15 protein-coding genes are annotated in these 15,389 nt (G+C 63.3%); 2 read left to right on the forward strand and 13 right to left on the reverse strand.

Annotation, left to right across the window (positions count from 1 at the left end; translation table 11 throughout):
• Positions 1-7: 7 nt before the first annotated feature.
• Both cysN and cysD read right to left on the reverse strand, forming a co-directional pair.
• The gene (gene cysN / locus VR863_RS01340; protein ID WP_324826638.1) at positions 8-1,927 is read right to left on the reverse strand and encodes a sulfate adenylyltransferase subunit CysN; all 1,920 of its coding nucleotides are present in this window, start codon (positions 1,925-1,927) and stop codon (positions 8-10) included.
• On the reverse strand, positions 1,927-2,907 hold the full coding sequence (gene cysD, locus VR863_RS01345; RefSeq protein WP_434784951.1) for a sulfate adenylyltransferase subunit CysD: 981 nt from the start codon (positions 2,905-2,907) through the stop codon (positions 1,927-1,929). The genes cysN and cysD overlap by 1 nt, the downstream gene beginning before the upstream one ends.
• A gap of 23 nt (positions 2,908-2,930) precedes the next feature.
• Here cysD and VR863_RS01350 point away from each other — a divergent pair, with 23 nt between their 5' ends.
• Complete coding sequence (locus tag VR863_RS01350; protein WP_324826640.1) at positions 2,931-3,944, forward strand: helix-turn-helix transcriptional regulator; 1,014 nt, start codon at positions 2,931-2,933, stop codon at positions 3,942-3,944.
• Here the strand turns inward: VR863_RS01350 and VR863_RS01355 are convergent.
• Positions 3,941-4,678: an acyl-CoA dehydrogenase family protein gene (locus VR863_RS01355; RefSeq protein WP_324826641.1), complete on the reverse strand. Its 738-nt coding sequence runs from the start codon at positions 4,676-4,678 to the stop codon at positions 3,941-3,943. The two genes, VR863_RS01350 and VR863_RS01355, sit on opposite strands and share 4 nt — an antisense overlap.
• Positions 4,675-5,811: an acyl-CoA dehydrogenase family protein gene (locus VR863_RS01360; protein WP_324826642.1), complete on the reverse strand. Its 1,137-nt coding sequence runs from the start codon at positions 5,809-5,811 to the stop codon at positions 4,675-4,677. Before VR863_RS01360 ends, VR863_RS01355 begins: the two co-directional genes overlap by 4 nt.
• A gap of 123 nt (positions 5,812-5,934) precedes the next feature.
• On the opposite strand from VR863_RS01360, the gene VR863_RS01365 reads away from it, so the two are divergent.
• Positions 5,935-7,359, forward strand: coding sequence for an aldehyde dehydrogenase family protein (locus VR863_RS01365; protein WP_324826643.1), 1,425 nt, complete (start codon positions 5,935-5,937; stop codon positions 7,357-7,359).
• Between the two features lie 68 nt (positions 7,360-7,427).
• Here VR863_RS01365 and VR863_RS01370 read toward each other — a convergent pair whose 3' ends face one another.
• From VR863_RS01370 to VR863_RS01410, 9 genes are all read right to left on the reverse strand, one after another.
• A complete protein-coding gene (locus VR863_RS01370; protein ID WP_324826644.1) occupies positions 7,428-7,556 on the reverse strand; it encodes a DUF2474 domain-containing protein in 129 nt (42 codons plus the stop codon).
• Positions 7,556-8,563, reverse strand: a complete 1,008-nt coding sequence (gene cydB, locus VR863_RS01375; RefSeq protein WP_324826645.1) for a cytochrome d ubiquinol oxidase subunit II — start codon at positions 8,561-8,563, stop codon at positions 7,556-7,558. The genes VR863_RS01370 and cydB overlap by 1 nt, the downstream gene beginning before the upstream one ends.
• A complete protein-coding gene (locus VR863_RS01380) occupies positions 8,560-10,005 on the reverse strand; it encodes a cytochrome ubiquinol oxidase subunit I (RefSeq protein ID WP_324826646.1) in 1,446 nt (481 codons plus the stop codon). Before VR863_RS01380 ends, cydB begins: the two co-directional genes overlap by 4 nt.
• Positions 10,006-10,114: 109 nt before the next feature.
• Positions 10,115-11,896, reverse strand: a complete 1,782-nt coding sequence (locus VR863_RS01385; RefSeq protein WP_324826647.1) for a SulP family inorganic anion transporter — start codon at positions 11,894-11,896, stop codon at positions 10,115-10,117.
• Between the two features lies 1 nt (position 11,897).
• On the reverse strand, positions 11,898-13,127 hold the full coding sequence (locus VR863_RS01390) for an NAD(P)/FAD-dependent oxidoreductase (protein ID WP_434784952.1): 1,230 nt from the start codon (positions 13,125-13,127) through the stop codon (positions 11,898-11,900).
• 23 nt (positions 13,128-13,150) lie between these two features.
• Positions 13,151-13,564: a protein tyrosine phosphatase family protein gene (locus VR863_RS01395; protein WP_324826648.1), complete on the reverse strand. Its 414-nt coding sequence runs from the start codon at positions 13,562-13,564 to the stop codon at positions 13,151-13,153.
• Entirely contained in the window at positions 13,564-13,983 is a 420-nt protein-coding gene (locus VR863_RS01400; protein ID WP_324826649.1) for a DUF6691 family protein, read from the reverse strand. The genes VR863_RS01395 and VR863_RS01400 overlap by 1 nt, the downstream gene beginning before the upstream one ends.
• Positions 13,980-14,429, reverse strand: a complete 450-nt coding sequence (locus tag VR863_RS01405; RefSeq protein ID WP_324826650.1) for a YeeE/YedE family protein — start codon at positions 14,427-14,429, stop codon at positions 13,980-13,982. The genes VR863_RS01400 and VR863_RS01405 overlap by 4 nt, the downstream gene beginning before the upstream one ends.
• Positions 14,426-15,358, reverse strand: coding sequence for an MBL fold metallo-hydrolase (locus VR863_RS01410; protein ID WP_324826651.1), 933 nt, complete (start codon positions 15,356-15,358; stop codon positions 14,426-14,428). The genes VR863_RS01405 and VR863_RS01410 overlap by 4 nt, the downstream gene beginning before the upstream one ends.
• Positions 15,359-15,389 lie beyond the last annotated feature (31 nt).

Raw genomic sequence — 15,389 nt, forward strand, 5'->3', positions numbered from 1 at the left:
CTTTTTCTTATTTCAGCGGCAGGATTTGGCCGATGATGTAATCGGCCGCCTCTTCCGGGCTCATCGCCACGGTGTTGACGCGTATTTCCGGCGCTTCGGGTTCTTCATAGGGGCTGTCGATCCCGGTGAAGTTCTTCAGTTCACCCGCCCGCGCCTTCTTGTACAGGCCCTTCACGTCGCGCGCCTCCGCCACTTCGAGCGGGGTGTCGACATGGATCTCGATGAATTCGGCTTCGTCCATCATGTCACGCACCAGCTGGCGATCGGCGCGGAACGGGCTGATGAACGCCGTCAGCACGATAAGACCCGCATCGGTCATCAGCTTGGCGACTTCACCAATGCGCCGGATGTTCTCGATCCGGTCGCTTTCGGTGAAGCCCAGGTCCTTGTTGAGGCCGTGGCGGATATTGTCGCCATCGAGCAGGAAGGTGTGGCGGTTCATCACTGCCAGCTTCTTTTCGACTTCGTTGGCGATGGTTGATTTGCCGGACCCTGAAAGGCCGGTGAACCACAGCACGCGCGGCTTCTGGTTCTTCATGTCGGCATGGTGGTCACGGGTGATGTCCGTCGCCTGCCAGTGAACGTTCTGGCTGCGTCGCAGGCTGAAGTGCAGCATGCCTGCGCCAACCGTGTGGTTCGTGATCTTGTCGATCAGGATGAACCCGCCCAGCGCCCGGTTTTCGGTATAGGGGTCGAAGACCACGCGCCTGTCGGTGGTGATTTCCGCGACGCCGATCTGGTTCAGGTGGAGGGTCTTTGCGGCGAGATGTTCCATCGTGTTGACGTCGATCTCGAACTTGGGTTCGGCCACTGTGACGGACACGACCTGCGTGCCCAGCTTCATCCAGTAGGCGCGCCCGACAACCAGCGGCTCGTCATCCATCCACACAAGCGTGGTTTCGAACTGGTCGGCGACTTCGGGTGGGCTGTCGGCTGCCGCCAGGACATCCCCGCGCGAACAGTCGATTTCGTCTTCCAGCGTGATCGTGACCGATTGTCCGGCAATTCCGGCATCGAGCTCGCCGCCCATCGTCACGACCGACTTCACCTTGCTGGTCTTGCCCGAGGGCAGCGAACGCAGCGTGTCGCCGGGCTTGACGCTGCCGGTGGCGATCAGGCCGGAAAAGCCGCGGAAATCCAGATTGGGCCGGTTGACCCACTGCACCGGCATCCGGAACGCCTTGCCCAAGTTCACGTCGGTGCGAACTTCGATCGCCTCGAGATGTTCCATCAGCGTGGGACCGTCGTACCAGTCCGTGTTGCCCGAACGCGACGTGATATTGTCGCCCGCAAGGCCCGACATGGGAATGGCGGTAAAGCTGTCGATCCCGATGCTTTCGGCAAAATGGGCGTAATCGGCAACGATCGCGTCGAATTTGGAGCGATCGTAATCGATCAGGTCCATCTTGTTCACCGCCAGCACCAGGTTCTTGATGCCGAGCTGGTGGCACAGGAAGCTGTGGCGTTTGGTCTGGACCAGCACGCCCTTGCGCGCATCGATCAGGATGACGGCCAGATCGGCGGTCGAAGCGCCGGTCACCATGTTGCGCGTATACTGTTCGTGTCCAGGGCAATCGGCGACGATGAACTTGCGCTTTTCGGTCGCGAAAAAGCGGTATGCGACATCGATCGTGATGCCCTGTTCGCGTTCCGCGGCAAGCCCGTCGACCAGCAGCGCGAAGTCGATTTCCTGCCCCTGCGTGCCCACGCGCTTGCTGTCGCTTTCAAGCGCGGCCAACTGGTCTTCGAAGATCATCTTCGAATCGTACAGCAGGCGGCCGATCAGGGTCGATTTGCCATCGTCCACGCTGCCGCAGGTGATGAAGCGCACCATCGATTTGTTCTGATGCTGCTGGAGGTATGCGTCGATATCCTCGGCGATCAGGGCGTCGGTCTTGTAGACGGGGTCGGTGTTGAGCGTGGCCATCAGAAATAACCCTCCTGCTTCTTCTTCTCCATCGACGCGTCGCCTGCGTCCTTGTCGATCACACGGCCCTGCCGTTCGCTCGTGGTTGTGAGCAGCATTTCCTGCACCACCTGGGACAAGGTGGCCGCTTCGCTTTCCACCGCGCCGGTCAGCGGGAAACATCCCAGCGTGCGGAAACGGATCGACCGTTCGGTGATTTCGGGGCGGTATCCCATGGCCTTCTCGAGGCGTTCCATATCGTCGGCCATGAACAGGCCGCCTTCGTGCTCGTACGTTGGGCGCACGGCGCTGAAATACAGCGGCACGATCTCGATATTCTCGGCCATGATGTACTGCCAGATATCCAGCTCGGTCCAGTTGGACAGCGGGAAGATGCGGATGCTTTCGCCCTTCTTCTTGCGGGCGTTATAGAGGTTCCACAGTTCGGGGCGCTGGTTCTTCGGGTCCCAGCCATGGGTCGCGGTGCGGAACGAGAAGATGCGCTCCTTCGCGCGGCTTTTTTCCTCGTCGCGGCGCGCACCGCCGAAGGCTGCGTCGAAGCCATATTTGTCCAGCGCCTGCTTCAGCCCTTCGGTCTTCCACATGTCGGTGTGCAGCGGGCCGTGATCGAACGGGTTGATCCCGCGTTCGGCGGCTTCCGGGTTCTGGTAGACCAGCAGCTCCATACCCGCATCCTGCGCCGCTTTTTCGCGCAGCGAATACATGTCCTTGAACTTCCAGGTCGTGTCGACGTGGAGGAGCGGGAAGGGCGGCGGTGACGGGTAGAACGCCTTCTTGGCCAGATGCAGCATCACGGCGCTGTCCTTGCCGACCGAATACAGCATGACCGGGTTTTCAGCCTCGGCCACCACTTCGCGCATGATGTGAATGCTTTCCGCCTCGAGCCGTTCAAGGTGGGTGAGTGTCTTGGTGTCGCTCATCGAAGAACTCCCTTTTCGGAGTGGGGCAGTAACGCCGGCGCTATTCGTTGGACCTCCCATTTGGGAGGTAGTATGCGCATTGAATGCGTATTCCCAATCTTGGCGAGACCGAATTGCTCGTACCGCTCCACGACGGGGTTTTCGAACAGCCGATGTGGCAGACGTTCCTGCGGCGGTTGCGCAGCGTGTCCGGGGCGAATGGCGCGATGCTCGCGATCCGGACCGAAGGGGCGCGGGACGATCTGCTGCTGGCCGCAGGGGACATGGCCGATACAGCCGGCGTTCTGTCGTCCGACATGCGCGACGGGCGCGTCTACACGCTGGCGGAACTCGGGCCGCAATCGGGCGGAGACGCACGGCTGATGCGCCTTGGCAGCGGCCACGGGATGCAGGCATGGCTAACCATCCGGCGCGAGGCCCCGCTGGACGCCGAGCATTCGAGCTTGCTGGCCGCGCTGGCACCTCATTTGCGCGTGGCCTTGCGGGTGCTGGCGACGCTGGAACGCGAAAAGGCGCGCGCATCGCTGAGCGCGGACGCATTCAGCCGCATGAATTTCGGCTGGATCGCAATCGACGAGCGGTGCAGGATTGTCGATTGCGACCCGCAAGCCGACCGTTTCCTGCAACGATCGGGGACGCTGCGGCGCGGACCTTATGACCGTCTGACGCCATCGTCCCCGGAGATCGACCGGCAGTTGACGGCGTTCACGCGCGATTGTGCCAGCGAGGGGCGGCATCGCCCGCGGGCCTTCACGCTGAGCCGCGATCCCTGGATCGACGTGCTGGTTTCGCCTGTCCGGCTGGAATCGATGGCAGGGGACAGCAAGGCGGTGGCGCTCGTCTATCTGCGCGGCGACCGCAGTTCGAATGCGGACCGGTGCGAGCAATTGGGCGACCTGTTCGACCTGACCCCCGCCGAGGCCCGCCTGGCGTGGTCGCTGGCCCAGGGCCAATCCATTGCCGAGGCATCGGCGCAGCATGGCCTCACGCTGGAAACGGGTCGGTATTATTCCAAGAAGATCTACGCGAAGACCGGCGCGCGCGGACAGGTGGACCTGGTCCGCAACATCCTCACCGGCGTGCTCGCGCTGGCTTAATCGGTTCGCGCCACCAGGTCGGGCCAGAAGGCTTCGGCCCCCCGCTCGATTACCCTGTCGCCCAGAAACCGGCTCCAGTAAGCGTCGTTGCCGAATTGCGAACGCCATTCCCAAAGCCGGGTGGTCAACGGATGCAGGCCGTATTCCTGCGTGAAACCGATTGCACCGTGGACCTGGTGGGCAAGCGATGTGCCCACACCCACCGCGCGGTTGGCGCGCAGTTTGGCCGCGGCAATTTCGAACGATGCATCACCGCCCCTGTCGAGGGCCTGCGCCGCGCCGGTGGCCGCGCAATTGGCCGCCGCCGCTTCCGAAGCGAAGGTCGCAAGGCTTTGCTGGACAGCCTGAAACTTGCCCAGCGGGCGACCGAATTGCTGCCGTTCGTTGGCGTAGGACACCGACATGGCGAGCGCGGCGTCGAGCGCGCCGGCAATCTGCGCGCAGCGCGCGAACGCACCGAGCAGGAACCCGTCGCCGCTTGCCAGATCGTCGGTTCGCGCCGCCAGCACGCGTTCGGCCAGGGGAAGGGCCAGCGCGTGGTATCCCGCCAGCCGCAACACCGTCAGCGCGTCTTCCCAATTGCCGCCGAACCCGCCGTCCTCTTCGGGCACGAGGAGGAGGGGGAGGCCCAGTTCCTCGACCCTGTCCCAATCGCGTTCCACCGTGGCGCCAGGCCCCAGTTCGGCGAACAGCGGGTCGGCCATTTCGGCCAGCATACGCCGCGTATCGTTCATCTCAGCCCCAGTCCGCGCGCGATGATGCCCTTGATGATTTCCCGCGTCCCGCCGCGCAGGGAAAAGCTGGGAGATACCTGGAGGAGGTATCCCATGACCTGACCCAGCGCCTCTGGCCCTGACGGGGCAACGTCGACGGCGGCCTGCACCAGTTCGGGCAGCGCCTGTTCGAAGGCGTTCCCCAGGTCCTTGACGATGGTGGCCTCCAGCGCCGGGTCTTCGCCGCGCGCCAGCTTGGCGGCGACCGATGCGCTCATCAGGCGAAGCGTCCAGGTTTCGGCGGTCAGCCGGCCGATCAGGTCGCGCACCGCCGGATCGGGATGCCTGCTGGCGTGACGCACCAGTTCAAGGAACAGCACCATGGACGAGAGGTATCTTTCGGGGCCCGACCGCTCGAGCGAAAGTTCGGCGGTGGCCTGCGACCACCCGTTGCCCTGGGTGCCCAGCAGGGCCGTGTCGGGCAACCGGACATCGTCGAAGAACACTTCGTTGAATTCGTGCGCGCCGGTAAGGTCGATGATCGGTTTCACCGTCACGCCGGGTGCGTCCATCGGGATGACGAATTGCGAAAGTCCCTGCTGACGCTCGGACCCTTCTTCGGAACGAATCAGGGCAATCATCAGATGGGCCACGTGCGCGCCGGTGGTCCACACCTTCTGCCCGTTGATGACCCAGCTATCGCCGACCCTGCGCGCCGACGTGCGCACCGATGCCAGATCCGATCCCGAATTGGGTTCGGACAGGCCGATGCAGGCGAACACTTCGCCGCGGGCCATACCGGGCACCCAGCGGCGTTTTTCATGCTCGCTGCCATAGCGGAGCAGGAGCGGCCCGCTCTGCCGATCGGCGATCCAGTGCGCGCCCACCGGTGCGCCCGCCGCGAGCAGTTCCTCGATCACGATGTACCGTTCAAGCTGGCTGCGTTCGTGGCCGCCGTATTCGCTGGGCCATGTCATGCCCAGCAGGCCGGCTGCACCGAGCCTGGCGCTGAAGGAGGGATCGGGCTTGGTCCAGCAGTTCGCCCTTCGCACGGGATCGCTTTCCCCGTGTTCGGCAACCAGCGCGCGCACGCGGCGCCGCAAATCGGGCGCGCTGTCAGGCCAATCGATCGCCTCGGTGGCGAATGTCTGCATCCGTCTCCTCCTGGCGTCCTCTCTCACCAATTTCTCGCCGCACCGCAAGACCCGTTGCATCGAGCAACGAATCCCGACAGAGTGTGCGCCACAGAGACGGGACCAAATTTTTCCGGGAGAGATATGATGACCGACTACCGCAACCTTATTGATGGCGAAATGGTCGACAACGGCCAGTGGCTCGACGTGGTGAACCCCGCGAACGAGGAAGTGATTGCCCGTGTCCCGTCCTGCGGCAAGGACGAACTCGACCGCGCCGTGGCCGCGGCGCGCCGCGCGTTCAAGACCTGGCGCAAGACCAGCCCGGAAGAACGCCAGAAGGTGGTCCAGGGAATCGCCGCTGCGATCAAGGACAACGCCGACGAGCTTTTCCGACTCCTGACCAGCGAGCAGGGTAAACCCCACGCCCAGGCGCAACAGGAAATCTATGGCGCTGCCGGACTGGCTGCCGCGCAATCCACGCTGACGCTGGACGACGTGATCAACCAGGACGACGATGAACGCCTCAGCCGTACCCGCCGCGTGCCGGTTGGCGTGGTGGGCGGCATCGTGCCGTGGAACTTCCCTGTCATGATGGCGATCCAGAAGATCGTGCCCGCGCTGATCGCTGGCTGCACCATCGTCCTCAAGCCGTCGCCGTTCACGCCGCTGACCACGCTGCGTATCGCGGAACTGATCAAGGATGTCGTTCCGGCAGGTACGGTCAACATCATCACGGGTGAAGACAGCCTCGGTCCGCTGATCACCTCGCATCCCGATATCGACAAGATCACGTTCACCGGGTCCACCGCGACCGGCAAGAAGATCATGGAAGGCGCCAGCGCCGACCTGAAGCGCATCACGCTGGAACTGGGCGGTAACGATGCGTCGATCGTGCTTCCCGATGCCGATGTCGAAAAGGTGGCGGAACAGCTGTTCTGGTCCAGCTTCTCCAACGCCGGCCAGATCTGCGTCGCGGCCAAGCGCATCTACATCCACGAAGACATCTACGACGATCTGTCGAAGGCGATCGCGGAATATGCCAAGGGCGTTACCGTGGGCGACGGTTCGCAGCAGGGAACGGGCGTCGGTCCGATCCAGAACAAGAAGCAGTTCGACCGTGTCTGCGAACTGATCCAGGATGCCAAGGATCACGGATACCAGTTCCTGACCGGCGGCAATGTCGACCCGTCGGGCACGGGATACTATGTTCCGATCACGATCCTCGACAATCCGCCGGAAGAAGCCCGCATCGTGGCCGAAGAACAGTTTGGCCCGGTCATGCCGCTGATGAAGTTCTCCACCGTCGATGAAGTCATCCAGCGCGCCAACAACTCCGAATACGGGCTTGCCGGCGCGGTGTGGACGAAGGACACCGACAAGGGCATCGAAATCGCGGAGCAGCTGGAAACCGGCACCGTGTGGATCAACGAATTCCTTCACATCTCGCCGTTTGCGCCCTTTGGCGGGCACAAGCAGTCGGGCTTCGGGGCCGAATACGGCGTCGATGGCCTGAAGGAATTCACCTATCCGCAGGTGATTACGCTCAAGCGCGACGCACTGGTCTGACAAGACCCGATCGACCCGGCGCCCCGCGGCCATAGCCGCGGGGCGCCGGTGTCATTTTCTCGCGCGGCTCACGGTGCGACCCAAAGGCGGATAACCCAGGCAAGCGCGCCCAGCGCGGCAACGCTTGCAGCCCAGATCCCGGCCATCCACGCGAGCCGTTTCCACAGCGGACCGGCAGTGTCGTCCGATGCCGGCATCAGTGATACCCCTCGTCCGAAACCTTGCCGCGGAACACCCAGTATGCCCACGCGGTGTATCCGATGATCAGGGGCAAGGTGATCGACACACCGACGAGCATGAAAACCTGACTGCGTTCGGGCGCTGCGGCATCCCAGATCGTGATGCCCGGCGGCACGACATAGGGCCACATTGTGATCCCCAGGCCTGCCATCCCGAAGAAGAAAAGAGCGATCGCGTACCAGAACGGCTTGCTGTGCTGGTCGCGGGCGATTGCCCGGACCATCAGGACTGCGATGATTGCCGTCAGGACGGGCACGGGCGCCGCCAGATAGATTTCCGGCGCCGTCAGCCAACGCTCGGCGTATTCGGCGTTGAGGAAGATGTTGTAGAGGCTGACCGCGCCCATCAGGACGATCGTGGCAAACGCGGCGCGTTTGGCCAGGGTGCGCGCATGGGCCTGTCCGGCCCCTTCCAGTTTCCAGATCAGCCATGTGCTCCCCAGCAGGGCGTATCCGGCAACGACGCCCAGGCCGGTCAGCAAGGTGTAGGGCGTCAGCCAGTCGAACCAGCTGCCCGAATAGGCGCGGCCCGTCACCTCGATACCCTGCAGCAGCGCGCCCAGCGTCATGCCTTGCGCCATGGCGGCGACCAGCGATCCGCCGGAAAACGCGGCATCCCAGAACCGGCGGTGCGCCGGATCGCGCCAGCGGTATTCGAACGCCACGCCCCTGAAAACCAGCCCCAGGAGCATTGCGATGATGAGCGGGTAAGTAGCCGGGAGGATGACCGCATAGGCCAGCGGGAAAGCGGCCATCAGCCCGCCGCCGCCCAACACCAGCCACGTTTCGTTCCCGTCCCAGACCGGCGCGATCGAATTCATGGCGCGGTCCCGTTCAGGCCCCACATCGAAGCTCGGGAAGAGGACGCCGATACCAAGGTCGAACCCGTCCATCACCACATAGGCGAAAACCGCGAAGGCGATGATGAACGCCCAGATCGTGGTCAGATCGTAGGAAACACTCATCGCGCATCCTCCTTGTCCGTGGGCAGAACTTCCTCGCGGCCCGGGTTCTGGGTGGGACCGGGGGTGATTCCCGCCGTGCGAATGGGACCGGTATCGCCGCGTTTGACGCCGAGTTCGCCCGTATGCGGCCCCTTGGCCATCAGGCGCAGGATGTAACAGATACCCACGCCGAACACGGCGAAATAGACCAGCACGAATGCGACCAGCGATGCACCGACGGCGGGGGCATCCAGCGGGCTTGCCGCGTCCGCGGTTCGCAACAGATTGTAGATGACAAAGGGCTGGCGCCCGACTTCGGTCGTGATCCACCCGGCCAGAACGGCAATAAAGCCGGACGGGGCCATGACCAGCGCCGCCCGGTGTAGCCACGGCGTATCGTACAGCGATCCGCGCCACCGCGCCCACAGGCTCCACATGCCGATGCCAAGCATGGCAAAGCCGATCCCCACCATGATGCGGAAAGACCAGAAGACGATGCCGACCGGCGGTTCGTCTTCATCGGGTATCGTGTCGAGCCCGGCCAGCGGCGCATCGGGATCATGCTTGAGGATCAGCGATGACGCCTTGGGTATCTCGATGGCATAACGGACCGTCTTGGCTTCGCTGTCGGGGATGCCGAACAGGATCAGCGGCGCCCCGTCGGGATGGCTCTGGAAATGCCCCTCCATCGCCATGACCTTCTGCGGCTGATGCTCGAGCGTGTTGAGCCCGTGCAAGTCGCCGGCGAAAATCTGCAACGGCGTGACGATCGCGGCCATCCACATCGCCATGGAAAACATCGTGCGCGCGTGCCCGTTGGTGCGGTCTTTCAGAAGGTGCCATGCACCAACCCCGCCCACGGCAAAGGCGGTGGTCAGATAGGCGGCCATGACCGTGTGCACCAGGCGATACGGAAAGCTGGGGTTGAAGATGATCGTCCACCAGCTTTCGCCTGGCAGGAACTGGCCGTTCGCGCCCATTTCGAACCCGGTCGGGGTTTGCATCCAGCTGTTGACCGACAGGATCCAGAACGCGGAAATGAACGTGCCGAGCGCCACCATGCAGGTGGCAGCGAAATGCAGCTTGCGGCCTACCTTGTTCATGCCGAACAGCATGACGCCGAGGAAACCGGCTTCGAGGAAGAATGCCGTGAGGACTTCGTAAGCCATCAGTGGGCCAATCACCGGTCCGGCAAAATCGGAAAAGACCGACCAGTTCGTGCCGAACTGGTAGCTCATCACGATGCCCGACACGACGCCCATCGCGAAAACTATGGCGAAGATCTTGATCCAGTATTTGAACAGATCGAGATACAGCTGCCTGCCGGTCTTCAGCCACAACCCCTCCAGCACCATCAGGTAACTTGCCAGCCCGATCGAGAAGGCGGGAAAGAAAAAGTGGAAGCTGACCGTAAAGGCGAACTGGATACGGGCGAGCAGCAATGCGTCGACGTGTTCGAACATGGGAACCCTTTAAAACCGAAGCGCAGGCAGGTGTAATGCAAAGCGCGCAGCGGCTGTGCCTCGGCGCGCAAGTCACGATCCGCAGCGGCCCCGCAGCCCGGGACGCCGATCAGATCATGCCGCGGGCAAGGTAGTGATCGACCGGTGGCGGAGGTTCGCCCGTGTCGCGGGACAGTTCGGTGAAGGCGCGGTCCTGCGAAAGGAACACCTTGCCGTTCAGTTCATCGAGGAAGTGCGTGCGTTTGAGCCGGTCCATCACCGGTCCCTTCACTTCCGACAGGTGCAGCCCGATGTTGCCATCGCCCAGGCGGTGGTTGATCGCCTCGAGGCTTTCGAGGCCCGAGGCATCGATTTCGTTGACCGCGCTGCACATCAGGATGACGTGGCGCACCGCGGGCCGGTCGGCGGTCTGTTCGAGCACGTATTCCTCCAGCCAGCGCGCGTTGAGATAGGTCAGCGCTTCGTCGATCCGGATCGAAAGGACATGCGGCACGGTGAAGACGCTGTGCCGCTCGACATTGCGAAAATGCTCGGTTTCCGGAACACGCCCGACAATCGCGGCGTGGGGGCGGCTGGCCCGCCACAGGTAAAGCAACAGGCCCACACCCACACCGGCAATCACGCCCAGTTCGACGCCAGCCAGCAAGGTGATGCCGATGGTGACGATGTGCGCCGCAAAATCAGCCTTGGAATAACGCCACAGCTGCCCGGGGGTCTTCAGGTCCACCAGGCTCAACACGGCCACGATGATCGTTGCCGCAAGGGTCGCCACCGGCAGATTGAACAACAAGGGCGTCAGGAACAGCGACGCTAGCGCAATGCCGACCGCGGTGAAGGCGCCGGCTGCGGGCGTTTCAGCCCCGGCATCGAAATTCACGACCGATCGCGCGAACCCGCCGGTCACGGGGTACCCGCCGGAAAAGGCGCTGGCGATATTCGCGGCCCCAAGCCCGATCAGTTCCTGGTCCGGTGCAATGCGCTGGCGCCGCTTGGCGGCAAGGGTCTGGGCGACCGAGACGCTTTCGACGAAGCCGATGATCGAGATCAGCAGCGCGGGCACCCACAGACGTTCGATCAGCGCAAGGTCGGTCGACGGGACGGCAAACGGCGGCAGGCCTTGCGGGATCGCCCCCACCAGTTTCACGCCCTGGGCGTCGAGATTGAAGGCAAGCACTGCCAGGATCGTCAACGCGACGGCAACTACCGGACCGGCCTTGGCCGTCATCTCGGCCGTGCGCGGTGCCAGGCCCAGCCGTTGCAGCGCAGGTTTGGCGCCCTTGCGAACCCAGAACAGGAACAGTGTTGCCGGAATGCCGATCGCCAGTGTCGCGGGGTTCGTGTCGGCAATTGTGGCGGCAAGGCCGCCCAGCATGTCAGGCCAGTTGTCGCCGCCCGCACTGATGCCAAGAATTTGCTTCACCTGGCTGGTCGCAATAAGGATGCCCGACGCGGTGATGAACCCGCTGATCACAGGGTGCGACAGAAGATTGGCGAGAAATCCGGCGCGTAGGAAACCCAGAACCGCCAGCATGACGCCGGAAAGCGCGGCCAGGGTAATCGCCGCTTCCATGTATTGCGCGGTGCCTTGCGCCGCCACGGCGCCTGCCGCCGATGCGGTCATCAGCGACACGACCGCCACCGGTCCCACCGCCAGCGTCCGGCTGGTGCCGAATATGGCATAGAGCACAAGCGGAAGGATCGAGGCGTAAAGGCCGACGACCGGCGGCAATCCGGCAAGCAGGGCGTAGGCCAGGCTTTGCGGGATAAGCATGATGGTGACAATCACGGCCGCCATCATGTCGTTGGTCAGCACGGAGCGGTTGTACGTCCTCCCCCATTCCAGAATCGGGAAATAGGCGGAGAGCATGGCGCGGCGTTGCTTGTCGGCCATTTTATTGTGCGATCATATTGCCGGGCCCGGCAAGCCATTCGCGCCCCTTCAGCATGCCGTTCCAGTAGATCCACGGCAGGGCGTCCGCCTTCAATATCCACGACAGGCGCTGGGCCTTGGTGCCGTCGATCAGCCAGCTCGGGAAGCTGGGCATCAGCTTGCCGCCATAACCGAATTCGGCGAGCACGATCTTGCCGCGTTCGACCGTCAGCGGACACGAACCGTATCCGTCATATCCGGCAATCGGACCCTTCTGGTCCAGCGCGCGCAGGGCGTTGACCGCCACGACCGGAGCCTGCTTGCGCGCCGCGGCGGCCGTTTTCGCATTGGGCATCGATCCGGCGTCGCCCAGCCCGAAGACATTGGGATAGCGGGTGTGCTGCAAGGTATGCGGATCGACATCCGTAAATCCGCTTTCGGCTGCCAGCGGACTGTCGGCCAGGAATTGCGGTGCGACTTGCGGCGGCACGACGTGCAGCATTTCGAAATCGCAGGTCTCCTGCCCGGCTTCCGTCTGGAATGTGGCCTGGCCGCCTTCGCCATCGACCGCGATCAAATTGCTGCCCAGCTTCAGGGCGATATCGTATCGTTCAACGTATTCCATCAGCGCCGGGACGTAATCCTGCACGCCGAACAAGACGCCGCCGGCGTTCCGGAATTCGACATCGATGCTATCCAGCACGCCGAGGCGCATCCAGTGATCGCAGGACAGGTACATCGATTTCTGCGGAGCACCGGCGCATTTGATCGGCATCGGGGGCTGGGTGAAGATCGCACGACCGGATTTGACCTGCTGGACCAGTTCCCAGGTATAGGGGGCAAGATCGTAACGGTAATTCGACGTGACACCGTTCCTGCCCAGGGTTTCTTCCAGCCCTGCGATCTTTTCCCAGGCAAGGCGGATGCCGGGGGCGACGATCAGCAACTCGTATGCAACCGTCGATCCGTCGTCGAGAGTGACCTGGTTGTCCTCCGGCTGGAAGCTGGCGGCAGACGCCCTGATCCAGGTCGCGGCCTTCGGCATGACGCTGGCCATCGGGCGGCGGGTCACCTCGGGTTCGAAGATGCCTGCGCCGACCATGGTCCAGCCCGGTTGATAGGCATGGACATCGGACGGTTCGACGATGGCGATGTCCAGTCCGCGCTGGCGCTTGAGCATGGAAGCGGCGGTCGCGATCCCGGCTGCTCCGCCGCCGATGATTACAACGGTATGGGATAGGGATTGCGCCACGGCACTTCTCCAGGTTCTGGGGCTTACGCGCCCAATCGATCGGCAAAGGGGGAAAGGTCGTATCCGGCCGCTTGGGCCAGCTTCAGGCGATCCGATGCGCTTCGGCCTTGGGGGTTGGCCAGCGTTTCCAGCGTGATGGACCGCGTGCCGGTGCGGCAATATGCCAGAACCGGCCCGTCGGTGCCGATCCGCACCGCCCGGAACGCGGCAATCGCGGCCTCGGGAAATGCGCCCCCGCTTACGGGAATGTGATGGAACGCCAGCCCGGCAGCCTGCGCCCGCGCGCGCATTTCGTCGACTTCGGGCTGGCCGCTTTCTTCCCCGTCGGGGCGATTGCAGATCACCGCCCTGAAGCCCCGCTGCGCCAATTCGGCCATATCGGCAGGTTGCAATTGCGGCGCGACGGCAAACCCGGGTTCCACCTCGATGATCTGCATCACGCGTCCTTTTCCATCATGCGCACCACGCCCATGCCTGCCAGCAGGGCGACCACGAATATCGCCGCGGAAGCCGGTTCGATAACCAGCGCCGCGATGCCTGGGCCAGGACACAAACCGGCAATTCCCCACCCGATGCCGAACAGCGCCGATCCGCCGACAAGCGGCAGGGTCAGGTCGCTGCGATCGGGTATGGAGAATTTCTCCGCAAAAATGGGCCGTGCCATGCCGCGCTGGAAACGCCAGGCGATGGCCATCACGAGGACGGCGCCGCCCATTACGAAGGCCAGTGTCGGATCCCAGCCCCCGAACAGGTCGAGAAAACCGCGAACACGCGCAGGGTCGGTCATTCCGCCAAGGGCCAGCCCTGCGCCGAACAATCCGCCCGAAACAAGTGGGGGGAGCAATCGCTTGATCATTTCAGCACCTCCAGCCCCATGGAATTCATGATGGCAACGGTGGCGATCCCGGCGATCATGAACGTGATCGTCGCCACTACGGATCGTTGCGACAGGCGGCTGACACCGCAAACGCCGTGCCCACTGGTGCAACCGCTGCCAAGCCGTGTGCCGATGCCCACAAGAAGGCCCGCAATCGCCAGCACGATGGGATCGGCGAATTGCGCCTCCAGTCCGCCCGATGCAAATGCCACGATCGCCGCGCCCAGCGGCAAGCCCACGAGGAACATCCAGGCGCTGGAGCGGGACATGCCGCTGTCGCTCAGGCCGGTGGCCCGGGCCGCGATGCCGGACACGCCGGCGATCCGGCCCGCACCAAGCAACATCAACGCTGCCGCCAGTCCGATCAGGACGCCGCCGCCAAGTCCGGCCATAGGTGCCGCTTCGGGAAAGCCGGGGAGGGTCATACCGCGTTCACCGGAATCTTGATGTAGCTGACGCCGTTATCTTCGGGTTCCGGCAAGCGGCCACCGCGAATGTTCACCTGAACCGACGGCATGATGAGGTTTGGCATCGCCAGCGTTTTGTCGCGGCTGGTTCGCATGGCGACGAATTCGTCCTGGCTGATGCCGTCCCTGACATGGATGTTCTCCCGCCGCTGCTGGCCCACGGTGCTTTCCCAGGCGTACTCATCGCGACCGGGCGCCTTGTAATCATGGCACAGGAACAGGCGCGTTTCTTCGGGGAGCGAGAGAAGCCGACGGATCGAACCGTAGAGCTGGCCCGCATCGCCACCGGGAAAGTCCGCCCGTGCGGTGCCGAAATCGGGCATGAAGATGGTATCGCCGACGAACGCCGCGTCGCCGATGATGAAGGCCATGTCCGCAGGGGTGTGGCCCGGCACGTGCAGGGCGATGCCCTCGAGCGTGCCGAGCGAGAACGTCTCACCATCCTTGAACAGATGATCGAACTGCGAACCGTCACGTTCGAAATCGGTGCCGGCGTTGAACAATTTGCCGAACACTTCCTGAACCCGGATGATATCGGCTCCGATGCCCAGCTTGCCGCCCAGCTTTTCCTGGAGATAGGGGGCAGCGGAAATGTGATCGGCATGGGCATGCGTTTCGATTAGCCACTTCACTTTCAGATTATTAGAAGTAACATATTCGATAATCCGGTCAGCAGACCCGAAGGACGTGCGGCCCGAAGCCGCCTCGTAATCCAAGACCGAATCGATAATTGCCGCTTCGCTGGTTGCCGGGTCGTGCACGACGTAGCTGACCGTAAAGGTGGCCTCGTCGAAGAAACCGGCGATCGACGGGCGGAGCGCCTTGTTCGCACCGGCCCGCAAAACCTGTTCGGACGCCGCTTGAAGGGTGGTGTCAACTTCGGCCATTGCCATCTCCATTGATTACATAAAACGTGTA

It is taken from the genome of Qipengyuania zhejiangensis (genome assembly GCF_035607565.1).
In the GTDB taxonomy this organism is placed as follows: domain Bacteria; phylum Pseudomonadota; class Alphaproteobacteria; order Sphingomonadales; family Sphingomonadaceae; genus Qipengyuania; species Qipengyuania zhejiangensis.